17 protein-coding genes and 1 tRNA gene are annotated in these 24,010 nt (G+C 71.8%); 4 read left to right on the top strand and 14 right to left on the bottom strand.

Translation table 11 applies throughout. The features are described from left to right. Positions 1–314 precede the first annotated feature (314 nt). Complete coding sequence (locus tag MXD95_RS22045) at positions 315–848, top strand: inorganic diphosphatase (protein ID WP_308301551.1); 534 nt, start codon at positions 315–317, stop codon at positions 846–848. Positions 849–1,040: 192 nt separating this feature from the next. Here MXD95_RS22045 and MXD95_RS22040 read toward each other — a convergent pair. After that, positions 1,041–1,112: transfer RNA gene (locus MXD95_RS22040), tRNA-Thr, on the bottom strand. A gap of 360 nt (positions 1,113–1,472) precedes the next feature. Between MXD95_RS22040 and MXD95_RS22035 the strand changes: the two genes are divergently transcribed. After that, complete coding sequence (locus MXD95_RS22035) at positions 1,473–2,207, top strand: response regulator transcription factor (protein ID WP_163548077.1); 735 nt, start codon at positions 1,473–1,475, stop codon at positions 2,205–2,207. 15 nt (positions 2,208–2,222) lie between these two features. Here the strand turns inward: MXD95_RS22035 and MXD95_RS22030 are convergent, their stop codons facing one another. The 7 genes from MXD95_RS22030 to MXD95_RS22000 all read right to left on the bottom strand — a co-directional run bounded on the left by MXD95_RS22030 (position 2,223) and on the right by MXD95_RS22000 (position 15,248). Beyond that, complete coding sequence (locus tag MXD95_RS22030) at positions 2,223–3,083, bottom strand: PSP1 domain-containing protein (protein WP_374122108.1); 861 nt, start codon at positions 3,081–3,083, stop codon at positions 2,223–2,225. Positions 3,084–3,205: 122 nt separating this feature from the next. Further along, positions 3,206–4,576: a DNA polymerase III subunit delta' gene (locus MXD95_RS22025; RefSeq protein ID WP_250642590.1), complete on the bottom strand. Its 1,371-nt coding sequence runs from the start codon at positions 4,574–4,576 to the stop codon at positions 3,206–3,208. A 197-nt stretch (positions 4,577–4,773) separates the two neighbouring features. Beyond that, on the bottom strand, positions 4,774–7,194 hold the full coding sequence (gene tmk, locus MXD95_RS22020) for a dTMP kinase (protein WP_374122105.1): 2,421 nt from the start codon (positions 7,192–7,194) through the stop codon (positions 4,774–4,776). Further along, entirely contained in the window at positions 7,194–10,541 is a 3,348-nt protein-coding gene (topA, locus tag MXD95_RS22015; protein WP_250642589.1) for a type I DNA topoisomerase, read from the bottom strand. Before topA ends, tmk begins: the two co-directional genes overlap by 1 nt. A 623-nt stretch (positions 10,542–11,164) precedes the next feature. Next, a complete protein-coding gene (locus tag MXD95_RS22010; RefSeq protein ID WP_250642588.1) occupies positions 11,165–13,504 on the bottom strand; it encodes a sodium-translocating pyrophosphatase in 2,340 nt (779 codons plus the stop codon). Between the two features lie 830 nt (positions 13,505–14,334). Then, a complete protein-coding gene (locus tag MXD95_RS22005; RefSeq protein ID WP_250642587.1) occupies positions 14,335–14,865 on the bottom strand; it encodes an ATP-binding protein in 531 nt (176 codons plus the stop codon). Positions 14,866–14,906: 41 nt separating this feature from the next. Beyond that, positions 14,907–15,248, bottom strand: a complete 342-nt coding sequence (locus tag MXD95_RS22000; protein WP_250642586.1) for an STAS domain-containing protein — start codon at positions 15,246–15,248, stop codon at positions 14,907–14,909. A gap of 403 nt (positions 15,249–15,651) precedes the next feature. Between MXD95_RS22000 and sftH the strand changes: the two genes are divergently transcribed. Then, positions 15,652–17,982, top strand: a complete 2,331-nt coding sequence (sftH, locus tag MXD95_RS21995) for a DNA 3'-5' helicase SftH (protein WP_250642585.1) — start codon at positions 15,652–15,654, stop codon at positions 17,980–17,982. Between the two features lie 129 nt (positions 17,983–18,111). Beyond that, positions 18,112–18,948 carry a hypothetical protein gene (locus MXD95_RS21990; RefSeq protein ID WP_250642584.1) on the top strand — a complete coding sequence of 279 codons (837 nt, stop codon included), beginning with the start codon at positions 18,112–18,114 and terminating at the stop codon, positions 18,946–18,948. Between the two features lie 54 nt (positions 18,949–19,002). Here MXD95_RS21990 and MXD95_RS21985 read toward each other — a convergent pair whose 3' ends face one another. The 6 genes from MXD95_RS21985 to ssd all read right to left on the bottom strand — a co-directional run bounded on the left by MXD95_RS21985 (position 19,003) and on the right by ssd (position 23,943). After that, complete coding sequence (locus MXD95_RS21985; protein WP_250642583.1) at positions 19,003–19,455, bottom strand: Rv3654c family TadE-like protein; 453 nt, start codon at positions 19,453–19,455, stop codon at positions 19,003–19,005. Beyond that, on the bottom strand, positions 19,452–19,985 hold the full coding sequence (locus tag MXD95_RS28660; RefSeq protein WP_285223714.1) for a TadE family type IV pilus minor pilin: 534 nt from the start codon (positions 19,983–19,985) through the stop codon (positions 19,452–19,454). The genes MXD95_RS21985 and MXD95_RS28660 overlap by 4 nt, the downstream gene beginning before the upstream one ends. Beyond that, entirely contained in the window at positions 19,982–20,227 is a 246-nt protein-coding gene (locus MXD95_RS21975) for a DUF4244 domain-containing protein (RefSeq protein WP_250642581.1), read from the bottom strand. The genes MXD95_RS28660 and MXD95_RS21975 overlap by 4 nt, the downstream gene beginning before the upstream one ends. A 72-nt stretch (positions 20,228–20,299) precedes the next feature. Next, positions 20,300–21,640, bottom strand: a complete 1,341-nt coding sequence (locus MXD95_RS21970; RefSeq protein ID WP_250642580.1) for a type II secretion system F family protein — start codon at positions 21,638–21,640, stop codon at positions 20,300–20,302. Between the two features lie 27 nt (positions 21,641–21,667). Beyond that, complete coding sequence (locus MXD95_RS21965; protein ID WP_250642579.1) at positions 21,668–22,795, bottom strand: TadA family conjugal transfer-associated ATPase; 1,128 nt, start codon at positions 22,793–22,795, stop codon at positions 21,668–21,670. Then, positions 22,792–23,943 (bottom strand): septum site-determining protein Ssd, encoded by a 1,152-nt coding sequence (ssd, locus tag MXD95_RS21960; RefSeq protein ID WP_250642578.1) that lies wholly within the window; start codon positions 23,941–23,943, stop codon positions 22,792–22,794. The genes MXD95_RS21965 and ssd overlap by 4 nt, the downstream gene beginning before the upstream one ends. Positions 23,944–24,010: the final 67 nt, after the last annotated feature.

Genomic DNA, 24,010 nt, shown 5'->3' with positions numbered 1-24,010 from the left:
CGGTTCGCGTGCCCCGCCCGTCCACCGCTGGTGGCTGTGCGCCGCGCCGGGATCAGGCCGGTGAACCGGTGAACCTGCGCCCCGACTGTGGCGATGCCTACCGCACGGCTCGGGTTGGAGGTGGCTTCCGGGACACTGGGTGGGCTGCGGTCATCGTCCGCGATGCCCGACCGGCGTCCGGCAGGCCACCGCGGACCTGCGCAAGGCAGTCCGGGCGCAGGACGCAAGGCAGTTTGGACACAGGAGCAGTGCACGTGCGGCAGCCGTCCGGAACGGTCCGGGCGGGCCCGATCATGAAGGAGACAGGGAGCGGAGTGGACCTCGAGTTCGATGTGACCATCGAGATCCCCAAGGGGCAGCGCAACAAGTACGAGATGGATCACCACACCGGGCGCATCCGGCTGGACCGGATGCTGTTCACCTCCACCCACTACCCCTCGGACTACGGCTTCATCGAGGGGACGCTCGGGCGGGACGGCGACCCGTTGGACGCGCTCGTTCTGCTGGAGGAGCCGACCTTCCCAGGCTGCCTGGTGCGGTGCCGGACGATCGGCATGTTCGAGATGACCGACGAGAAGGGTCCGGACGACAAGGTGCTGTGCGTCCCGGTCGGGGACATCCGCCAGGAGCACCTGCGCGACCTGCGCGACCTGCCGGAGTTTGACCGGCTGGAGATCCAGCACTTCTTCGAGGTCTACAAGGACCTGGAGCCCGGCAAGTCGGTGGAGGGCGCCTCCTGGGTGGACCGCGCGGAGGCCGAGAAGGAGATCCTTCTCTCGATCACCCGACTGCGCGAGTCCGAAGCAGTCGGAACGCACGGCCACGGGGCCGAGCCGAAGTCCGCCTGACGCGGACCTCGCCGGACCCATAGCGGCGCGGCGACGCCTCCTCACACTGGCCGGTGGCCAGCCACCTGAGGGGGCGTCCATCGCGCCGGTGGCGCATGGGCGCCCTGTGCGGACTGCTGACCGGACCCAGCCCAGAGCGCTGTCGGCGCGGCCAGTCACCGCCGCGGAAAACCGCTGCTGCGACGGGGAGGGAGCCGGAGGCGGGGATTGAACCCGCGACCTATCGCTTACGAGGCGATTGCTCTGCCACTGAGCTACTCCGGCGATCGGCCAGGATCGCGCTGACCGTGGTCGAGTATGCCAGAAGGCGCGCGGAACCGGCGCCGACGGTGGCGGCTGACGCTCCGGCGCCGCCCGGCGAAGGCGCGGGTCGCGCGGCGATCCGGACGGGATCGAGGGGATGGGCCCCACCAAGGTGGGGGTGCGGCTGGCGGGATGAGCGAGCGGTGGGCAGTGCTTGCTCGTCCGTGTGTCACTGGTGGCAGCCAATGGCGGTGCATGTGTGACCATCCGTACTGGTGTGATCTGCCATTCGTTATAAACCTGTGCTTGCACGTCGGCGAACGGTGCAAATTGCCACCCCGGTCGCAGTGGTTCTGGAGAGGATGCGTAGGGTTTCGCTTCATGACCGGGGCCGGAGACGCTGCGCCTGCAGCGACCACGCGAGGAGCTTCCCTCCTCGTCGCCGAGGATGATGAGGCATCGCGGGTCGCGCTTGCGCGCAGCCTGGAGAGGTTCGGCTATCGCGTGTTGGAGGCGGCGGACGGCGAGGCCGCGCTCCGTCTGTTCCAGACCACGGAGATCGACCTGGTCGTGCTGGACGTCGCGATGCCGCGGATGGACGGGTTCGCGGTGCTCAGCCGGCTGCGCCAGACCAGCGAGGTCCCGGTGATCATGCTCACCGGACGGGCCGAGGAAGTCGACCGGGTGGTCGGCCTGGAGCTTGGCGCAGACGACTACGTGGTGAAGCCGTACTCGCTGCGGGAGTTGGTCGCCCGGGTCCGGGCCCGGCTGCGCCGCCGCCCGGCCGAGCCACCGCCTCAGCGGGCGGGCGACGGCAATGACCCGCTCGTCTACGGCGACGTGTCGATCGACCTGCGGGCACGTGAGGTCGCGGTCGCCGGCGAGCGCATCGACCTGACGGCGCGAGAGTACGAGCTGTTGGCGTTCCTTGCCCGCCATCCGCGGCGGGTGTTCAGCCGCGAGGAGCTACTGGAACAGGTCTGGGGAACCAGGTTCCAGGATCCGGCGACCGTGACCGAGCATGTCCGACGGGTTCGCACCAAGGTCGAGGGACGGCCACCGCAGCGCCGGCTCGTCACCACCCTGCGTGGAATGGGCTACCGCTTCGACCCGTGATCCGGTTATCCCGGCCTACCGCGGCTGGCGGGGCTGCTCCGCCGGGTCGGGCCCCGGCGTCGCCGACGGAGGATAGGCGGCGTCATGGGCCTGCCGGGACGGGCAGACCGCCGCCCGGTCGCAGGCGACCTGGCCGCCTTCATCCAGCGCGACCACCACCTGCTGACGGGGCACGTCGTGACGCAGGACCCGGCCCTCGCCGGCCGGAGTGCAGGCGTGGGCGCCGGGCGCGGGCGCGGCCCGGGTGAACTCCTCGTACAGTGGATGCTCGTAGCGAAGGCAGCACATCAGCCGGCCGCACGCGCCGGTGATGCGCATCGGGTTCAGCGCCAGATTCTGGTCGCGGGCCATCCGCAGGCTCACCGGCTCGAAGTCGGTGAGGAATGTCGCGCAACACAGATCACGCCCGCACGAGCCGATCCCGCCCTGGATGCGGGCGCTGTCGCGGGCGGAGAGCTGACGCAGCCGCACCCGGGCCATGAGCGTCCGGTTCAGGTCGCGGACGAGCTCGCGGAAGTCGACGCGGCCCTCCGCGGTGAAGTAGATCGTGTAAGCACCGGTCTCCGGCACGTGATCGACACCGACGATCTTCATGCGCAGGTCGTGGTCGCGGGCGAGGCGACGAGCGGCCACCCGGGCCCGCGCCCGACGCTTACGGGACAGCTCCGCGCGGCGCAGGTCATCCGCGCTGGCCAACCCCACGAGCACCGGTAGCTCACCGACATCCTCCGACACCCACTGAGCCGCCCAGACACAGGTGGCAACCTCGGGACCGTCGTCGGTCGGCACCAGCACCTCGTCGCCCACGCTGGGGGTGAGCTCGCCCGGATCGGCATAGTAGAGCCTGCCACGCGGGGAGAAAGCCACCGCGCACATCATCGGCATCCGCCGTCACCTCCTCGCGGATGGTTCGCGGGGACGGGCCGCCGGATCAGAATATGCCCCGAACTTTCCGCCGGCTGCCGGTTCGCACCGGTAGACGTCAACCGGATGGCGGCCTAGGCGTCGCGCAGGGCGAGGGCGAGGGACTCGACGGCGAGCAGCGGAACCAGCCCGGGATTGTCGGCGAGGGCCGTGCGGGTGGCGAGGACCACCTCGAGTCGGCGCAGGGTCTGCTCGGGGGTGGCGGTGGCGGCGAGGCTCGACGCCTCGACGGCGTAGTCGGGATGGATCGGGTCGACCGGCGCCCCGAGCTGTTCGGCGAGCACATCGCGGTACAGCCCGGCAAGGTCGACAAGGGCTCGGTCGAGGGTGTCGAGCACGGTACGGCGGCCACGGCTCTTCTGATTGCGTTCGAGTTCCTTGAGCGCCCCCGCGGCGCCACGCACGACCATCGTGCGGCTCTTGGCACCGGCCTTCGGCGCCTTCGCCGACCGCGACTTCCCGCCGACCGCCGTCGCGCCGACCCCCAGCGCGGTCTTGAGCGCCTCTGTCTCGCCCACGTCCCGCTCGGTGTTGGCCGCCTCCGCATCGGCGTTCGCGGCGTCGACCAGGTCCGCGGCCGCGGCCAGACAGGCTCCGACGCGGCCCAACCGGGTGGGGATGCGCAGCACGGCGTCGCGATGGGCGCGGGCAATCTCGTCGCCGGCGAGCCGCCTGGCCAGCCCGAGATGGCCCTGCGACGCCCGGGCGGCGATGTCCGCGGTCCGTTCGTCGACCCCTTCGCGGATCAGCATGGCGCGCACGTCCGTGGCCGTGGGCAGTCGCAGCGCGACCGTTCGACAGCGGGATCGGATGGTGGGCAGGACGTCCTCGACCGACGGCGCGCACAGCAGGAACACCGCCCGTTCGGCCGGCTCCTCCAGCGCCTTGAGCAGCGCGTTCGCCGCGGCCTCGGTAAGGCGGTCAGCATCGGTGAGCAGCAGGATGCGCCACCGCCCGGCGGTCGGTGCGCTGGCGGCGTCCCGGACCAGGGCCCGGATGTCCTTCACCCCGAGCGACAGTCCCTCCGGGGTGACGGTGCGCAGATCGGTGGCAGTGTCGGTAAGCACTGTGTGGCAACCGGAGCACTCACCGCAGCCGGGCGGAAGCCGTTCGCAGGTCAGGCTCGCGGCGAACGCCCGCGCCGCGTCCTCCCGCCCGACCCCCGGCGGACCGGTGAACAACCACGAGTGCGTCATCCCCGACCGCTGCCGCCCGCCCGGACGCACCGATGCCCCCGGCTGGGACGGTGCGCCTGAAGGGGACGGTGCGCCTGAAGGAGACACGGTGCCAGGCCCCGGACTAGTGGGGTCCGGCACCGCGCTCGCCTGACCGGCGCCGTCATCGGTAGAAGACGCCGAGCGCGGCGCGACGGTCGCGGCGTTCACGGCGGCGCGCAGGGTCGCGACAACCGATTCCTGGCCCACGAGGGCGTCCCAGACGCTCACCGGACCATCATCCCCCCGCTGTCCGCACCGGTTTGAACCCCCTGACCGCTCCGTCTGTTCCCGCGGCCCCCGACCGCCCGCGCCGGGCCCGCGGATTCGGACCGGCCCAGAACAAACCGGCCCAGAACAGGCCGGCCCAGAAGATGCTGGCCGAGAAGCGAGCCGGTCCGGGGGACGGACCTGGGCGCGGGGCGAACTCAGACCGAAACGGACACGGTCCGCAGGGCGAGCCGGCGCGACACCGCGGCCCGGATCTCGGCGTGGATGTCCTCTGCCGGCCGTCTCGCGTCGACGACCAGGTACCGAGAGGAAGCCTGCCGAGCCCGCCCGCGCAGGTTGTCGCGTACCCGGCCGTGATAGGCCAGAACATCCGCATCCATGGTCTGCGATGCGTCGTGCGGGCCCGGTGCGTCCGCACCGGAGTCGGCCGGGGCGGAACCGTCCTGACCGTGAACATCCTGATGGGGGACGAGGGGGCGAGCACCAGCCGGGGAGAGGGCGACCGGTGTGGCGGAGGCGGGATCTCGGGTGCGGGCGACATCGGCCGGCAGGTCCAGCAGGACCGTCAGATCGGGGACGAGTGCCTGGGTCGCCCACTCGGCGAGCCGGACCAACTCGTCGGCCTGGACGCCGCGAGCATCGTCGGCGAACGCGATCGACGCGTCGACGTACTGGTCGGCGAGAACCACGGCGCCGCGGGCCAGCGCCGGTTCGATGACCCTGGCCACCTGTTCGGCGCGATCCGCGGCGGCGAGCAGCGCCTCGGTGCGGGTGTGCAGGCGCCGGGCCGGGTCGAACAGCAGCACACGCAGGCCGGCGCCGGTGTCGGTGCCGCCGATGCCGCTGGTGCCGGTGGTCGCGACGACCTCGCGGCCGTGCTCGGCCAACCAGGAACGTAGCAGCCCGATCTGGGTGGTCCTCCCGGCACCCTCGATGCCTTCCACCGCGATGAACAGCCCGCTGTGGCGGGGACGGACGGTCGTGTGCCGGCGTCCGCGCAGCGCGTTCCACAGCTCCGGCCAAACGGCGACACCGGCCCGCTCGTCCATCTGCCGGTAGGCGAACAGGCCGGCGGCGACCGCGAGCAGGCCCCCGCACAGCACGACGACGGTCACACCGTCCGCACGGATGGTGATGTCGCCCCAGAGGTGGACCCCATGCGACCCGATCAGCCCCACCAGGCCGGGCGCGGCGGCGAGCACCAGCAGCAGGTCGATGCGCACCAGTGACTGCACCAGGGCGAAGGTCCGCCCGCGCAGCTCGTCGGAGACCTCCGCCTGCAGCAAGGTGAGCCCGGTGACCCAGGCAACGCCGGCGAACGCGCCCACGGCGACGACCAGGATGCAGGCGATGACCAGGTTCGGGATGATCGCGACCACGACGAGGGTGACGCCGGCAGCGGTCACACAGACGCCGAACAGCCTGGTCCGGCTGTAGTCGCCGAGCAGCTTCGGGCCAGCCCCCATCCCGGCGGCAAGCCCGACGAACACCGCGCCGAACAGCACGCCGTACGCCGAGTCGCCGCCGCCGAGGATCTCCACGTAAAGGCGGCCGAGCGCGATCACACAGCCGGCGCCGGCGAATCCGCCGAGGATGCCGATGACCAGGCCGCGGACCAGCCGGTCGTGGCCGACGTAGCGCCAGCCCTCCGTGATCGAGGCGAGGAACCCGGGGCCGGAGCCGGTTTCCGGGCGCTCCGCGCGGCCGATCCCGCGCAGGCCCCAGATCACGATTGCCGAACCGAGGAAGGTCGCCGCGTTGAAGTACAGCGCGAGGTCCACGGACGAGTCGCGGAAGAAGGACACGCTGGGGCCAAGCGCCCGCGAGATCGTCGCTAGCAGTGTGAAGATCGCGGCGGCCAGCGGAGCCGTTCCGTACGTCATGATCAGGCTGAGCGTGTTCGCGGCGGCGAGCCGCTCCCGCGGAACCAGATGCGGAACACTCGCGTCCTTCGCCGGCGCCCAGACCAGCGTCACGGCCTCCACCAGGAAGGATGCGACGAGCAGCCATTCCAGGGTGCCGACAACGGGGATCGAGGCGAACAGGGCGAAGCGGATCACGTCGGTGACGACCATGGTCAGCCGACGGTCCAACCGGTCAGCGAGCGCGCCGGCGAGCGGCCCAAGGATCACCGCCGGCATCAGCCGGACGATCAGCAGTGAGCCGATCGCGTATGCCTGCCCGGAGAAGCTGTCCTGCAGTTGGGTGACGAGTGCGGTCGTGGCGAGCAGACCCATCCAGTCGCCGAGGCTGGACAGGCTGAGCTGGATCCACATCCGGCGAAACGCCGGGATGCGCAACACGGCGAGGATGTCACCGCCATCCCCCTCCCGCGGGGGCGGGTTTGGCACCGTGGTGACGGGATGCCGGTTGGGCAACCGCGCCGTCCGTAGCCGGAATCGTCCGCGCCGGCCCGCGATCGGCCCGGCGGCGCCGCTGGGCTGCGGTGCGGTGTCCGCGGGAGCCGGGTCGGGGCCCGGTGCGCCGGGTGCGCTCGGGGTTGGGGTCACCGCGGTGGTGTCGTCCACCGGGTCCGACCGTCCGGGCTCCGCGGACTCAGGCCCCGCCGGCTCGGCCGATTCCCACGACTCCTGGAACCGGCCGATCGGCGGGACCATCAGCCGACCTGACGGGCGTCACCGGCGGACGCATCCGGCGTGCCGGAGCCACCGCCGCCGGCCGCACCGCCTCCTCCTCCACCACCGGCCGCACCACCGCTGACCGCGGACTCCGGGGGTGCGGCCGCGTCGTCCCCCACACCGGCGGTCTTGGTACCGCGGGACCGCGACGTTCCCGTCTTCGCCGCAGCTGACTTAGCGGTACTGGTCCTGGCCCCGGCCTTCGCGGTTCCGGTCTTCGCCGCAGTGGTCCGTGCGCTTGCCGTCCTCGCCGTGCGCGGCTCCGTACCCTCGCCCTTCGCCGACTCGCCCTTCGCCGGCTCGGCGTCGGTACCGTCGGCAGTGTCCCCCTTGGCAGTGTCCCCCTTGGCCGCGGCCGACTTCGAGGTGCCGGATTTCGCGGCGGTCGACTTCGTGCCGGCAGCCTTGGACGTGCCTGCCTTCGCGGTACCGGTTTTCGCCGTGCCGGCCTTTGCACTCGCGGCCTTCACTGTGCTGGTCTTCGCCGTGCCGGTCTTGGTGGTACTGGTCTTCGCCGTGGTACGGGTACTGCGCCGACCGGTGGCGGGGCCGCGGGCTCGCCGGTCGGCGAGCAGCTCGGCCGCCCGCTCGTCGGTGATCGACTCGACTGCGTCGCCCTTGCGCAGACTCGCGTTGGTCTCCCCGTCGGTCACGTACGGACCGAAGCGGCCCTCGCGGACGACCATCGGCTTGCCGCTGGCCGGGTCGTTGCCCAGCTCGCGCAGCGGCGGGGCCGCCGCGGCCTGGCGCCGTCCGCGGGCCTTGGGCTGTGCGAGCAGCGCCAGCGCCTCCGGCAGCGTGACGGTGAACAACTGCTCCTCGGACTCGAGCGAGCGGCTCTCCGTGCCCTTCTTGACGTATGGCCCGTACCGCCCGTTCTGGGCGGTGATCTCCTCGCCGTCGTCGGCGGTGCCGAGACTGCGCGGCAGCGAGAGCAGCCGGATGGCGTCGTCAAGGGTCAGCGTCTCCAGCGACATGGTGCTCAGCAGGCTGGAGGTGCGGGGCGGGTCGGTGTCGGTGGTGACGTAGGGGCCGAACCGTCCGGCCTTCGCCGTGATGGTGGCACCGGTGGCCGGGTCGGTTCCGAGCGCCCGGTCGCCGCTGGGCGCGGCCAGCAGCTCGAGAGCATGCGCGACGGTGAGCTCGTCGGGCGCCAGATCGTCGGGGACGCTCGCGCGGCCGTCGCCGTGCTGGACGTACGGCCCGTACCGGCCGACGCGGACGACCACAGGCATGTCGTCGTCGGCGACGCCGAGCGGGATCGAGTTCACCTCGCGGGCGTCGATCTCACCGAGCCGCTCGCTGACCAGCGTCTTCAGACCGGCATCGGTGACCGGATCGGGGCCGCTGCCGGTGCCGAAGTAGAACCGGGTGAGCCAGTCGGTGGACCCGGCGGTGCCGGCGGCGATCTCGTCGAGATCGTCCTCCATCGTCGCGGTGAACCGGTAGTCGACGAGCCGGCCGAAGTGATCCTCAAGCAGGCCCACTACGGCGAAGGCGATGAAGCTCGGGACGAGCGCCGACCCCTTCTTCCACACGTAGCCGCGGTCCTGGATCGTGCCGATGATCGAGGCGTAGGTGGACGGTCGGCCGATGCCGAGCTCCTCGAGCGTCTTGACCAGGCTGGCTTCGGTGAACCGGGCCGGCGGGCTGGTGGCGTGCCCGCGGGGGGTGAGCGAACGGATGGTGAGCGGGTCGCCCTCGCGGACGTCGGGCAGACGCCGCTCGCGGTCCTCGAGCTCGGCCTCGGGGTCGTCAGCGCCCTCGACGTAGGCACGCAGGAAGCCGGGGAACGTGATGACCTTGCCGGAGGCGGAGAACTCCGCGTTCTCGCCGGCCGAGGAGGTCGCGCCGAGCCGGATCGTGGCGGATGTGCCCCGGGCATCGGCCATTTGGCTGGCCACCGTGCGCTGCCAGATCAGCTCGTAGAGACGGTAGGAGTCGCCGTCCAGCTCGCCGCGGACATCGCCCGGGGTACGGAACTGGTCGCCGGCGGGCCGGATCGCCTCGTGCGCCTCCTGGGCGTTCTTGACCTTCTTGGTGTAGGTCCGCGGTCGCGACGGGACGTACTCGGGGCCGTAGAGCGTCTCGGCCTGGGCGCGGGCCGCGGTCAGTGCCGTCTCGGACAGGTTCGTCGAGTCGGTGCGCATGTAGGTGATGTAGCCGTTCTCGTACAGCCGCTGCGCGATCTGCATGGTGCGCTGGCTGGAGTAACGCAACTTGCGTCCGGCCTCCTGTTGCAGCGTGGAGGTCATGAACGGGGGGTACGGCGAGCGACGGTATGGCTTGGTCTCCACCGAGCGCACCGCGAACGCGGCATCCGCGAGCCGCTGCGCGAGTGCCTGGGCACCTGGTTCGTCCAGCCGGGTGACGCCGGCCGTGGTCAGCTCGCCGGTGGGCGCGAAATCGCGGCCGGTCGCGATGCGGGCGCCATCCAGCGCGACCAGGGTCGCCGGCAGCGGTGTGCGCTCCACCGCGCCGGAACCACCCGCGCCGGCGCCTGACCCGTTGTCCGCCGAGCCCCGGGCGACGGTGGCGCCAAAGACACCTTCGATGTTCCAGTACTCCGCGGAGCGGAAGCGCATCCGGGCGCGCTCACGCTCCACCAGCACGCGAGTGGCAACGCTCTGCACCCGGCCGGCCGAGAGCTTCGGCATGACCTTCTTCCACAGCACGGGGGAGACCTCGTAGCCGTAGAGCCGGTCCAGGATGCGCCGGGTCTCCTGCGCGTTGACCAGGTTCTCGTTGATCTCGCGTGGGTTCTCCACCGCGCGGCGGATCGCCTGCGGGGTGATCTCGTGGAACACCATCCGCTTGACCGGCACGGTTGGCTTGAGGGTCTGTAGCAGGTGCCAGGCGATCGCCTCGCCCTCGCGGTCCTCGTCTGTCGCGAGGTAGAGCTCGCTTGCGTCCTTGACCAGCGCCTTGAGCCTGCTGACCTGGACCTTCTTGTCCGGGGTCACCACGTACAACGGCTCGAAGTCGTTGTCGACGTCCACGCCGAGGCGGGCCCAGGGCTTGCCTCGGTGCGCGGCCGGGACATCGGCGGCGCTGCGCGGCAGGTCACGGATGTGCCCGATGCTCGATTCCACCAGCCAGCCCGGCCCGAGGTACCCGGCGATGGTCTTCGCCTTCGCCGGCGACTCCACGATCACCAGCCGGGTGCCGGTGCCGGATGCGGGCGCGCCGGCACCCGCGCCGCCGGCGCCGCTCGTCCCGGTCGCGGGTCGGTTGTCTCCCGCGGGCTCGCTGGGCTCGGGGACGGGTGCGGAGGACCGGGCGGTCGTCCGGGACGTCCGTGTCGTCGTGTTCGTGCGCGGTGGCACTTCTCTCCTCGGTGCGGCGTTGCGTATGCGGCGTGCCGGTGCTCGTTCTCGTCAGGCGGACTCGTGACCGGTGTGGGCATGCGGCGTGCGTTCGGTGCGGACGGGCTCGGTACAGGCGTGCTCGGTGCGGACGTGCTCAGGTGCGGCCGGGCTTGGTTCGGTGACCGCTGGGCGGAACATGGGCCCCAGTGGACTGTAGGTCCCGGATATTGCGGATGTTGCTCGGACGACGTGTGGTGCTGGGTCGGGCATGGGCCGCGGACCGGCGTCCGGCGGATGCTGGTCGAGCGGGACTCCGCCGGAGTGGGAGCGGTGCCACGCAGCACCGTACGCCGCCGTCGCGGTCCGCGGCGCTTCCTGTCCAGGTATGGGTCCCGTGGCCCGACGCCTACCCATCGCATTCACGCTCATGCCTCGACGGCCCGTCAGGGGCTGCACGACGGTGTAACACGTCGATGCGGGCCGACGGGGAGGCGGGGCATCTCGATTACGTTTGGTAGTCGAATGGAGAGGTCGACCTCGGGGATCCGGCGGCGTGGCGCGTGCCGGGGGATGCCCGGAGGCGACCCGTCCCGGTCCGAGGGTAGCCGCAGGTCACGGGACGGGATGGGCCGAGCCCGTGGTCAGGCGCTGATCGTCTCCGGGTTACGTGGCGTGGGCTGCGGGACCGGGGGGTCGTCCGTAATCGTCCCGCCGCGTCGCCGGGACATGATGATCGCTGCGGCGATCACGGCGACCGCCGCGAGCGCCACCGTCACCCGTAGCACAGTGTTACGTTCCGTGCCCACCGAGTACTTCACCACCGTGGGGGCGACCAGCAGGCTGACCAGGTTCATGACCTTGAGCAGTGGATTGATCGCTGGGCCCGCGGTGTCCTTAAAGGGATCACCAACTGTGTCTCCGATCACAGTTGCCGCATGCACCTCCGAACCTTTTCCGCCGTAAGCACCGTCCTCGACAAGCTTTTTCGCGTTGTCCCAGGCCCCGCCGGAGTTGGCCAGGAACACCGCCATCAGGACACCGCTGGCGATCGCCCCGCCGAGGAACGCCCCCAGCGGGGGGTATCCGAGCCCGAATCCGACCGCGATCGGCGCGAGCACCGCCAGGGTGCCGGGCGTGATCAGTTCCCGTAGCGAGTCGCGGGTGCAGATGTCGACCACAGCGCCGTAGTCCGGGCGTTCGGTACCGGTCATGATCCCGGGTCGGGTCCGGAACTGGTTGCGCACCTCCAGGACCACCCGTCCGGCGGCCCGTCCGACCGCGTTGATCGCGAGCCCGGAGAACAGGAAGACCACCCCGGCGCCGACGATCAGTCCTACCAGCGCGTCGGGATAGGCGATGTTCAGCCCGCCGACGAGCCCGCGGCCGTCCTCGGCCCGGGCACCCGCGTCGGCCAGGGCCGAGGTCACCGTGTCGGTGAACGAGCCGAACAGGGCGGTCGCGGCCAGCACCGCCGTCGCGATCGCGATGCCCTTGGTGATGGCCTTCGTGGTGTTACCGACCGCGTCCAGCGAGGTGAGGATCGCCGCGCCCGCCTCGTCGAGGTCTCCGGACATCTCCGCGATGCCCTGGGCGTTGTCGCTGACCGGGCCGAACGTGTCCATCGAGACGATCACGCCAACTGTGGTGAGCAGTCCGGTGCCGGCCAGAGCCACCGCGAACAGCGCGATCGAGACGCTGCCCGACCCCAGCAGATAGGCGCCGAACACGGCCGCGCCGATGAGCAGCGCTGAGTAGACGGCGGACTCGAGTCCCACGCCGATGCCCGCGAGGACGGTCGTGGCCGGGCCGGTGGTGGATGCGCGGGCGATGTCGCGTACCGGCCGCCGGCTCGTCTCCGTGAAGTACCCGGTCAGCACCTGGATGGCGGCGGCGAGGACGATGCCGATAAGCACGGCGCTGGCGGCGATCACTCGCGGATCACCCGACTGGGTGTTGCCCGCCATCGCGGGCAGCTCGGCGAAACTGCCCGGCAGGTAGGCCACGGACACGGCGACGGCACCGATCGCCGAGACGACGGCAGAGACGAAGAATCCCCGGTTGATCGCGGCCATGCCGCTGCGGTCGCGCGCTCGCGGTGAGACCGCGAAGATGCCGATGACCGCGGTGACGACGCCGACCGCGGGAATCAGCAACGGGAACACCAGACCCCGCTCGCCGAAGGCGCTCACCCCGAGGATCAACGCCGCGACCAGGGTCACCGCGTACGACTCGAACAGGTCCGCTGCCATGCCCGCGCAGTCGCCCACGTTGTCGCCGACGTTGTCCGCGATGGTCGCGGCATTGCGCGGGTCGTCCTCGGGAATTCCCTGCTCGACCTTGCCGACCAGATCGGCGCCGACATCGGCCGCCTTGGTGAAGATTCCGCCGCCGACCCGCATGAACATCGCCAGCAGTGCGGCGCCGAACCCAAAGCCCTCCAGGACCTCGGGTGCGGTGTCCCGGAAGACGAGCACGACCACGGCCGCCCCGAGTAGCCCGAGTCCCACCGTGAACATGCCGACCACTCCGCCGGTCCGGAACGCGATGCGTACGGCGGCCCGTTCGCCGTGGGTCATCGCCGCCGCGGCCGTGCGGGTGTTAGACCGGGTGGCCAGCGACATTCCGACGAACCCCACCAGGCCGGAGAACAACGCGCCGAGCACAAAGAACACTGAACGGCCGATACGGGCACCGGTGTCATCCGCCGGAAGCGCGAGCAGAACGAACGGGATGACGACGACAAATCCGGCGATGGTCCGGAACTGGCGCCTCAGATAGGCGGCAGCACCCTCTTGGACCGCACGGCTGACCTCGATCATCCGCGCGGTGCCGGGATCCGCGGCCAGCACCTCGCGGGCCAGGAAACCGGCCACGAACAACGCGCAGACTGCGATGGCCGCCACACCGGCGACCAGACCGATCGACTCGCCGCTGAAGTCGATTCCGGTGCCCTCGGCCGTCAGGTCGTGGATCGGGGACATGGCTCCTCCCGGGTCTGCTCGGTGCGCCCCCCACCGGCCTCGGAAAGCCCGTCGGTGCCAGTACGGATGGTCCCGGCGGTACAAGGACGTCGGCGGCCTGACATCGCATCCGGCGATGCCCGGGTCGGAGATCCGCCGGCTTTGTTCCAATTTCTGGAAATTCCGGCGGGTCGGTCGGGGAGCACGTCAGGATCTCCGCCGGTTTGCTCAACCGGCCGCGAGATGCGGGGAGTCTATCTACGGTGGTGTGAAGTGCGCTGCATTTTTGGCGATCCGGCTTCGGGTCGATCGATACGGCCCTCTTGTCGGGTGAAAGCAGGGCCGGCCCCGATGGGTAAATCAGCTGAAATAAACCCCTATACCCCGTACGCACTCCCGCGGCTAACTTTCCGCACTCCCGAGGGTGAAATTCACCCTCCGTGATGTGGTTCCCGGCGGGAAGATCCAAATAGGTCGCTGTGGGGGCTTTCGTGTCCGATTTGCCCCCCACGACGACCTGTTTGGCCGGATCTTGTCGGGCGACCGGCCGCGAGGTGTAGCGATCATGGATTCGGGGTGGGCTTGCCGGATCGGCGGGGCGGGTTGGCCTGGAGCGTCGTGCGAGCGGAGCTCAGCCCTGCCCGGAACTCCCACTTCTGTCGAGGACTCCCACGTCGTCTGGAGCTGCCACGTCGTCTGGAGCTGCCACGTCGTCTGGAGCTCCCACGTCGTCCGGAGCTCCAACGTCTGTGCGGAACTTCCACATCCCGAGTCGGCCGTCGTACGGAGCCGCCGGGGGCTGCGCAGCAAGACCTCCGCCGAGCCGCCGGGCGAGGCTAGGTCTCAGACGCTCAGAGCGCGGGCACGGACGGCGGGACGACGGCGCCGGTGTGCCAGGTCATGGCGACCACGGTGCCTATCCCGTCAGCGCCTCGGCTGATCTGCACCTCGTCGACCAGGCCCTCGATCAGGGCGAGCCCAAGACCGGGTGGGAAGCCGGCGCTGTCGGCGGCCGGGTCGTCGTCGGCCGGCTCGGACCACCACGGCGGAGCCGTCGACTCCGGTTCGAGGTCGAGCAGGGTGGAGGCGGTGACCAGCCCGCCGTCCGGACCTGGTGCGACCTCGTCCCCGGCCTGGCCACGGTCGGCGACGGTGACGGTGAACGTGTCGGGCGTCTCGGTGAGTGCCACGTGCACCGGCGCCTGTGGCGCATGCCGGCGATTGACCCGCACTGCTCGGGCACATGCCTCCGTGACCGCCAGCTTGATCTCGTCGGTGGCGCCGACGGGTACCCCGGCCCGTCGACTTACCGCCGTGGCGATCATTCGAGCAGTGCGGACGTGCCCGTTCAGGGCGGCGAACCGCAGCTCAACGGTGGGCATACGGCGTGCCTGCCTTTCCGGGGGCGTGATGTCCGGGTAGCTCACTCGTTCGCGGCAAGGGCATCTTCGACGGAGGAATGGATCGGGAACACCTTCGTCAGGCCGGTGATCCGGAAGATCTTGAGGATGCGCTCCTGGGTGCAGACCAGGTGCAGCGACCCGTCGTGCGCCCGGACCCGCTTGAGGCCGCCGACGAGAACGCCGAGACCGGTCGAGTCGAGGAACTCCACGCCCTCCATGTCCACGACGAGGTTGTACGACCCTCCGGAGACCAGATCGATCAACTGTTCACGCAGCTTCGGTGCGGTGTATACGTCGATCTCGCCGCCCACCACCACGACCGTGTGGTTGCCTTCTTGGCGAGTCGTGAGGGACAGGTCCACGGATCCTCCTTGGTGCCTCAGTGCCACTGAGATGCCTCAGCGGCACAGTGTCTCCGGCGCTCCCGTGGTTCGGGAGACCGACATCACGGCGCCATTACCCTCCCACGAGGAGGATCAACCCCATGGCCCACGACACGGGCCGCGGATCCCAACGTCGTCGCGGCGTCGTCGACGACGTCTGCTGGAATCTATCCCCGATCTTGTCCCTCAGGGGGGCGGTCTGCGGTGCGGGCTCGCCGCGGTGGATGAGATTGTCCCGGGAGTGGTGTCCCGTCGTCCTCCTTCGCGGCGACGGTGGTGGCGAGGGCGCATATTCTCGGCGATCGTGGGATCGCCGGCGGACGTGGGCGGCGAGGAGACCGTCCTCGCCGAGTTGCGTCGTGACGCGCGCAGGTCCAGGTGCATGACCCACGTGGAGGCGGTCGCGGCCCGGCCTGGGCAGAGCGCCTCGTGGCCGCAGTGGGTTGACCCTGTGCTACGCGGTCGGTGGACGAGCGCGGGCATCCACGAACCGTGGACGCACCAGGCCGCCGCCGCCGAGGCCGCCCACGCGGGGCGCAGCGTCGTGCTGGCGACGGGTACCGCATCCGGCAAGTCATTGGGCTACCTGATGCCGGTGCTGTCCCGGCTGCTGGCGGAGCCGTCCGCCCGGGCGCTGTACCTGTCTCCGACGAAGGCGCTCGCTCACGACCAGCTGCGGTCGGTGCGGGCGCTGCGGCTGGCCGTGCGGGCCGCGACGTTCGACGGCGACACGCCGCCCACCGAGCGGGACTGGGTGCGGGCGCACGCCGGGCTCGTCCTGACGAACCCGGACATGCTGCACCGGGGGATCCTGCCGCGGCACCGCCAGTGGGCCCAGTTCCTGCGCGGCCTGCGATTCGTGATCATCGACGAGTGTCACGGATACCGGGGTGTCTTCGGGGCGCACGTGGCGGCGGTGATCCGTCGGCTGCGGCGGATCTGCGCCCGCTACGGGGCCCATCCGGTGTTTCTGCTCGCCTCCGCGACCGTCGCCGAGCCGGGCGTGTCCGCCGCTCGGCTCACCGGCCTGGAGGTCGAGGTCGTCGACGCCGACGGCGCACCCCGCGGCCCGATGGACTTCGTGCTCTACGAGCCTCCACTGCTGTGGACGGGGCGGCCCGCCCACGGCGGTGCGGATGAGCAGGCCCACGCCAGCGCGGACACCCGCGCCCATGACGGCGGGCGCACGCGTGACCACGAGAGTGACCAGGCCCGCGGTGGTGGGGAGAACGGTGCGCCGGTGCGCCGCTCCGCCACCGCCGAGTCGGCGGATCTGCTGGCGGACCTCGTCGCCGCGGGCGTGCGGACGCTGGTGTTCGTGCGGTCCCGCCGCTCGGCCGAGGTGGTGGCCGTGGGAGCCCGCCGGGAACTCGGCCTGGTCGCGGCCGACCTGGCGGACCGGGTCGCCGCCTACCGGGCCGGTTACCTGCCGGAGGAACGCCGGGAGCTGGAGCGCCAGCTGCGCTCCGGGGAGCTGCTCGGCGTCGCGGCCACCTCGGCACTCGAGCTCGGCGTGGACATCAGCGGCCTGGACGCGACCGTCACCGCGGGGTTCCCCGGGACGCTCGCCTCGCTGTGGCAGCAGGCGGGCCGGGCCGGCCGGGACGGACAGCGCTCGCTGGCCGTCCTCGTCGCGCGGGACGACCCGCTGGACACCTACCTCGTCCATCACCCGGAGGCGGTCTTTGGCCGGCCGGTGGAGGCGAGCGTCTTCGATCCGGACAATCCGTACGTGCTGGGCCCGCACCTGGAATGCGCGGCCGCTGAGCTGCCGCTGGCCGATGCCGATCTTGAGCTGTTCGGCCCGGCGACGGCGCGGGTCGTCGATGACCTGGTGCGCCGCGGCCGTCTGCGCCGTCGTCCCACCGGCTGGTACTGGACCCAGCGGGCCCGTCCGGACGTCGACATCCGCGGCACGGGCGGACCGCCGGTACGGATCGTGGAGACGTCGACGGGGCGTCTGCTCGGGACCGTCGACGCCGCGGCGTCGCACTCCTCGGTACATCCCGGCGCGGTGTACCTGCACCAGGGCTCGAGCTATGTGGTCGACGAGCTCGACCTCACCGAGTCGGTCGCCTTTGTGCACGAGGAGTCGCCCGAGTGGACGACGATCGCCCGCGAGCACACGGACATCCGGATCATCGCCTCCACCCGTGAGCGGGTCCTGCCGGACCTTGCGGTGCATCTCGGCGTGGTCGAGGTGACCAGCCAGGTGGTCGGTTACCAGCGCAGGATCGTCGCGACCGGCGAGGTCCTCGGCCAGGAGCCGCTCGACCTGCCGCCCCGGCAGCTGCGGACCCGCGGCGTCTGGTACACGGTCACCGACCAGCTGCTCGCCGAGGCCGCCGTGACTCCCGCGCAGGTGCCGGGGGCGGTGCACGCCGCCGAGCATGCCGCGATCGGCCTGCTGCCGCTGTTCGCCACCTGCGACCGCTGGGACATCGGTGGCGTCTCGACCGAACTGCATCCCGACACCGAGCGGACGAGCGTGTTCGTCTACGACGGTCACGCCGGCGGGGCGGGTTTCGCCGAGCGCGGCTTCCTGCGGTTCGGATCGTGGCTGGCGGCGACCCGGGACGCGGTGCGGGCGTGCGAGTGCCCGGTTGGCTGCCCCTCCTGCGTCCAGTCGCCCAAGTGCGGCAATGGCAACGAGCCGCTCGACAAGGCGGCCGCCGCGCGCCTGCTTGCGGCGATTACCGCGCTGGTGGAGTGAATCGCGGATCACCCTGAGCCGTCGGCAGTTCCCGAGTGAGTTGATGGTTGCGCAGGCGTGGGATGCGGGTAGGCCGAGATCGTCAGCTCTGCGTTGCGGGTCCCCCCGCGGATGGACCTGGAGGTCTCGGTGGTAACCATCGGTGTAGTGGTGTTGCTGGTGGCAGGCGTCTTCACCGCGGATCTCGTCCTGGAGAACAGCGGCCACACCGATGTCGTCGTGATGGGCCAGACCCTCTCGTTCGACATCTGGGGGCTGTTCGTGCTCGGGCTCGCCGCCGGGGTGCTGGTGGTTGCTGGCGTGCAGTTGCTCCTGCACGGCCTGACGCGTGACCGGGCCCGCCAGCGGGTGCAGCGCCAGCGTGAGCGGGACCTTGCCGCGATGACGCGCGCGGTGCCGCCGTCGGCGCCGCGCGGTCCCGCGGCGCCCTCGGTTTCTCCCGCGCCCTCGGTTTCCACGGCGCCCTCGGCTTCCACGACTGCTCCGCAGGCGTCGCGTGCGCCCGCCGCCGGCCCGTCTCGCCCCGTGCGTGCGACCGCGACCCCGATCGCGCCGGTTGCGGCGGGCACGGCCACTCCTGCGCCCGCGACCACTGCGTCGGTCGCGACTGGTCCGGTCGCGACCGCTCCGATCACGGTCGGAGCCCCGGCGAACCCGAAGGCGCCGGCAGCCGCCCCGGGTTCCGACGCCGGGCGTGACGGGGTTCGACGCTCCGCCGAGAGCGGGCCCGCCGAGAGCCGGGCTGCCGAGCGGGTTGCGACCCCGTCCGGGTCGCGGTCCGATGCGCGGCCCGACGCCCCGGGTGCGGGGGGCGTGAGCTCGGAGGGCGTCCAGATGCGGCCGCGGACGAACACCCATCCTCGCCGCGGGGATCGGATCGTGGCCCGGGTCGCGGATCTGGCCCGCCGCGACCGTGGCGACTCCGCGGATCAGAACTCCGCGACCTCGGCCGACGTACGGTCCTGAGCCGCCACTTGCCGCCCGGAGTCATCCGGGGCCGTGACCCCGAGTAGAGCGATGTCACGGCGCCGAAGTTGCGGAGGGTGGTTGGTAGGCGCCGGGCGCGCGTCCCCATGGCCCGGCCCTGGCCCGGCTGGTCACACCAGCCTGCAGCCCCAGCGCGGTCGGCACCGCGACCCGGACGCGCACCTCGACCGCATCGGCGACGACCTGGCACCCGACCAGCCGTGCCCCGTTGGCCTCGCTCACCTGCGCGGCGTGCGCGCACGCAGCCCGCGCGTCGGCGGGAGCCATGCTCGCCGCAGCCAGCGAAGCAAGATCGGCAGCGGCTGCTGCCCGGGCCCGCACGGCGCCGATCGTCACGACGGTGAAGGCGACGCCGGCCAGCCACATCAGCGCGAACATCACTGCCAGTAGCCAGACAGTCGCCGAACCGGCATCTGATCGGGCGCCGCTGCGAACGGTGACGTCGCCGGTCGACCGCCAGCCGCGTGGCCACCGGGGCGCGGTCACGGGCCGTCCGATCGGCCGGAGACCTCGGCACCAGCACCAGCACCAGCACCAGTGGCAGCGGCGGGTGCAGGGTCGGGCGCGGCGACGGGGAGATCTGGTTCGGCGGGTGCGACGACGTGCGCTGACACGGCTCGCCGGGGGATGAGCTGGCCGAGGACGGTCGAACCGATGACCACCGACACCTGGACATCGACGAGGCCATCGTGGCGGGTCAGCCGTAAGGCGGCGTGTGCGGGCGCGGCCTGGGCCACCGCGGCGGCCACGACCGAGTCCGATTCGCCGCGGGCCGCGAGGCGGGCGCCGATACGGGCCGCGTCGGCACAACGACCTTGGCCGAACATGACAGCGAGCATCCAGACGGCAAGGAGGAACACCATGACCAGAGATGGAAGCCCGACCGCAAGCTCGGCCGTGGCCTGACCTTGGTCGTCGGCATGGTCGCGATCGGCCGCGGATGCGAGTGACGGAGACGATTGCCACGGCGGCGGCGGCCGGTCTGGCCTGGCGGCGCCGCCGGCCTGCCGGTTCAGAACGACCCCGACAGCGCGCGCTGCACGAGCGAGTCGACTGCTGTCCGGGCGGCGGAACTGGTCACTGCGGCGTATAGCAGACCGGCGAACGCGACTGCGGCAAGGGTGCCGACCGCATACTCGGCGGTGGACATTCCGCGGTCGCGCCATCCACGGGGACCGCGCCACCAGGCGATCAAAGCTCGGCGCAGCACGGTGTGGGCGCTTGACTGGCGGGCACGCGTGCCGGGCGACGTCGACATGGAGTTCCTCCAGGTGGGGTCAGGACCTTGCGGGTGGCAGGGCGAAGGCGGGTGGCGGAGCGGGGGCGGGTTTCAACCGGGAGGCAGCAGGCCCGGCAGGGTGCCGAGCACCACGGGAACGACGCTGAGTAGCAGGAAGGCAGGCAGGAAGCACAGTCCCAGCGGTGCCACGGCGAGCACGCCAGCGCGGCGGGCGGCCGTGATGATCTCTGCGTGGGCCTCGGCGCGGGCTCGTTCGGCCAGGTGGGTCAGCGCCGCGGCCGGTCGGGCACCGGAACGATGCGCCCGGTCGAAGGCCGCGACTGCCGCCTGCGTCAGGGCCGGCCAACGGGTGTGCGGGACGGCGTGCGAGGCACGCGCCGCCAGCCGGCCAAGCCGGCCAAGCCGGTCGCTCCACCGAGGTGGATATGCGACCGCGACGAGGCGGGCGCAGGCGGTGTGGACGTCCGCGCCGGCCTGCAGGGCGCGGGCCGCACCGACCAGATGCTCGCCCAGCGCGCCACCGTTCGCCGCGCCGACGGTAGCGAGGGCCGAACTGATCGTTCCGCCGCTGCGCAGGTGGGCCGCAATCAGATCGAGCGCGAGCGGAAGATCGGCGAGCAGGCGCGTCCGCCGCTGCGCGGCGCTGGGCTTCTCCGGTGCACCGCCCTGACCGTGTGGGCGAGCGGCGTCCATGGCGACCGGCGCCGCCCGGCGTTCCACCCCGTCCGCGAAGGCGCGCAGCCAGCGCAGGCCAACAAGGTCGGCAATGCCGCCGCCGAGCAGGCAGGCGGCACCGGCCGGGGTGGTCAGCAGCACGTGCAGGGGGGCGGCGCCGGCCAGCGAACCCAACGCGAGACCGACGGCCGGCAAGGCGGCGACGAGTCGTCCCGAGGACCGTGGCCCGGCCAGAGCCGCGGCGAGCTCCCCGGCGCGCACGGCATCCGCGCGGGCGAGCGAGGCCAGCATCTCGGCGACCGGTGCGAGCCGGGCGCCGGCCCGGGTGCAGACCCGGTAGGCGATGCCCAGCTGGCGAATGGATCCTGCCTCGGCCAGGCACAGCACCTGGCCGGGATCGTCCGTATCCGCGATGTCCGCCACGAGCCGGTCGAGTGGTAGCCACGCTGTCCGGCTCCGCGCTGCGGGTCGAGTCCGGGTGGTGGCCCGGGACGGGGCTCGCGCGGTGGAGCGCGCCGCGGCGTGCAGAGCGAGACTGGGTGGTCCGCCCGCGTCGAGTTCGGCGGCGAAGGCGCCGAGGAAATCCTCGGCCTGTGCGCGCTCCTCGGCCTGATGGCGTCGATGCCCGGCACGGCGAGCTGCGCGAGCCAGGGGGCAGCTGCCCGCGGCCAGGGCCGTCGCGGCGACTGGCCCGACGAACAGCCAGGCGACGGCGCCGACGCCGAGCGTGACGGCGAACAGCACCGCGCTTCTCATCCGGGATTTCTCATCTGGGTCGGCTCCTCATGCCTGCCGGCGTCCGGACGTGGGAAGTTCGGCCACCGCGGGCAGTTCGGCCACACTGGGCATCGGGACACCGCGGGCATCGAGCAGAGCACGCAGCAACGGCAACCCGGCTGTGGCCACCGGACCGGCGCCCCGCCGGCCGTGCGGCCCGGGTGGTGTGACGAGTGCCGGGAGCACTCGCACCAGACCGTCCGCCATGCGGTGGAACACGCCGATCGCCTGGACCCGGCGGCGCCCCTGGACGTCGCGCCGCAGATGGACGGCAGCGTGCAGGGCGGCCGCGACGTGGCTGTGGACGGCTGCCCGGGACAGGCCGGCGAGGGCGGCGAGGGCCTCCAGCCGGGTGGGCAGGGAGGCGGTGTCGTTCGCGTGCACGGTGCTGAGCCCGCCCTCGTGCCCGGTGTTGAGGGCGACCAGCAGATCGAGGACCTCCGGGCCGCGGACCTCCCCGACGACCAGGCGGTCTGGACGCATTCGCAGTGCCTGGCGGACCAGATCCCGCTGGGTGACCTCACCGGCGCCCTCGATGTTGGGTGGGCGCGCCTCCAGCCGGACGAGACCCGGTCGGTTCACCACCAGCTCCGCGGTGTCCTCCACCAGAACGATGCGCTCTCCTGGCCGCACCGCACCCAGCAGGGCGGCGAGCAGGGTGCTCTTGCCCGTACCTGTGCCGCCGGTCACGACGATCGCGAGCCGGGCGGTGAGCATCGCGTGCAGGACGGCGGCCACTGCCGGGCTGATCGTGCCGGCGAGGAGCAGTTCGTCGAAGGTGAACGGATGCCGCCGCGGTCGCCGAAGCGACAGGCAGGTGCCGCGTACGGCGGTCGGCGCCAGCACGGCGTGCATGCGGGTGCCGTCATGCAGCAGGACGTCGGCGAACGGCATGGCCAGGTCGAGACGCCGGCCCGCGGCGGCGGCCAGGCGTACCGCCAGGCGACGCACGGACTCCTCGTCGGCGAAGGTGACCGCCGAGCGTGTCAGCCGGCCGCGGCGTTCGACCCAGACCTCCTCCGGGGAGTTGACGAGGACGTCGGTCACGTGCGGGTCGGTGAGGAACTCCTCGAGCGGGCCGGCGCCGACGTCACCGGGAATCGGCGCGACGTGCGCGGACGACTCGGGCGTCATGCCCGGGTACCCGGGCCACGGCCTCCAGCAGACGGGAGGTCGACGAGATCCAGCGCGGCAAGCAGTTGGTCGTCGAACGCGGTGGCGCCCTCGGGCAGCACCGCGGCGACCGGAACGCCGAGTGCCTTACCGATCTGCGCGGGATCGCGCATCGGTGTGTCGTCGAGACGAATGACCGCGCGGATGTCGGCGCAGTGCCGTGCGATCGTTGCGCGGACCCGCCGGGCCGTCGTCACCGCCTGGGGGTCCGCGGCCAGCACGATCAGCATCGTGCGGCAGGCGGCGACGGCCATGGCGGCCGACGCGTCCGGTTGCCAGGGCAGGTCGAACACGGCGAGGTCGGACGTGGCGCGGGCGGTGGACAGCAGCTCGGTCATGGCCAGCGGCGAGATCTCGGGACCGGTCGCCTCATCCCAGGTGATCACCGAGAGCTCGCCCCGATGCGTCTGGTCCGGCAATGACGCGGCGTCCGCCCCGCGTAGCGCCCGCGGACCGTAGTGCGAAGGAGACGCGTCGGCACCCGGCAGCAGGCGGGCGAAACCGGGGCCCAGCCCACCGCCCCGCGGGTCGGCGTCGACGAGCATGGTGCGCAGCTCGTTGCGCAGCGCGGCCAGGGCGAGGGCTACGGAGAGTGTTGAGGATCCGCTCCCACGCCGGCCGGCAACGACCCCGATCGTGACACAGGGCGACCGACAGGCGCCGCCCAGCTCGGCGAAGATCCCGGTAAGCCAGGACTCCGCCGCGGGCAGGAAGATCACATGATCGGCGCCGAGTCGAGTGCCGTACGACCACACCCGGCTGTCCGTGGTCTCGTCCCCGACGAGGATCACCTGCGGTCGGGGCGGCAGACCGGCCGCGAGACACGCCGACGCCCGGTCCATCCCGACCACGACCAGCGGGGCCTGGACCCAGCTGCGGCGGACCGCGGCCGGCTCGACGGCGACGGTCGCGCTGACGCCGGCTACCACGGTCATCCGCAGCAGGTCGTCCAGCAGATCCGGCCGGCTGGTCACCAACAGCGGCCGGTGCGGCTGCTCGTCGCCGCCCCGGTCGGACGGCGGGGGTGAGCCAATGGGCGGAGGCGCGCCGGTGGGCGAGTGCGCACCGGGGGGCGGAGTGGTGGTCGGCGGGGGCAGCGCGGGGGACATGGCGCCTCGGTTCCCGGTCGGATGGAAGTGGACCGGCCCACCATGCGCCATCCAGTGGCCTGTGGAT

Source organism: Frankia sp. AiPa1 (assembly GCF_023243075.1).
Lineage (GTDB): Bacteria > Actinomycetota > Actinomycetes > Frankiales > Frankiaceae > Frankia.
Note: the sequence above shows the minus strand (reverse complement) of the source record. Positions and strands in the feature narration are given on the sequence as shown.

What these genes read in the sequence shown, in the direction of transcription:
- MXD95_RS22010 (WP_250642588.1), bottom strand. Translation starts at nt 13,504, where the DNA reads ATGTCCCCGATCCACGACCTGACGGCCGAGGGCACCGGAATCGACTTC.
- MXD95_RS21975 (WP_250642581.1), bottom strand. Translation starts at nt 20,227, where the DNA reads ATGTCGACGTCGCCCGGCACGCGTGCCCGCCAGTCAAGCGCCCACACC.
- ssd (WP_250642578.1), bottom strand. Translation starts at nt 23,943, where the DNA reads ATGTCCCCCGCGCTGCCCCCGCCGACCACCACTCCGCCCCCCGGTGCG.
- sftH (WP_250642585.1), top strand. Translation starts at nt 15,652, where the DNA reads ATGACCCACGTGGAGGCGGTCGCGGCCCGGCCTGGGCAGAGCGCCTCG.
- MXD95_RS21970 (WP_250642580.1), bottom strand. Translation starts at nt 21,640, where the DNA reads ATGAGAAGCGCGGTGCTGTTCGCCGTCACGCTCGGCGTCGGCGCCGTC.
- MXD95_RS21965 (WP_250642579.1), bottom strand. Translation starts at nt 22,795, where the DNA reads ATGACGCCCGAGTCGTCCGCGCACGTCGCGCCGATTCCCGGTGACGTC.
- MXD95_RS22030 (WP_374122108.1), bottom strand. Translation starts at nt 3,083, where the DNA reads ATGTGCGCGGTGGCTTTCTCCCCGCGTGGCAGGCTCTACTATGCCGAT.
- MXD95_RS22035 (WP_163548077.1), top strand. Translation starts at nt 1,473, where the DNA reads ATGACCGGGGCCGGAGACGCTGCGCCTGCAGCGACCACGCGAGGAGCT.
- tmk (WP_374122105.1), bottom strand. Translation starts at nt 7,194, where the DNA reads ATGGTCCCGCCGATCGGCCGGTTCCAGGAGTCGTGGGAATCGGCCGAG.
- MXD95_RS22005 (WP_250642587.1), bottom strand. Translation starts at nt 14,865, where the DNA reads ATGCCCACCGTTGAGCTGCGGTTCGCCGCCCTGAACGGGCACGTCCGC.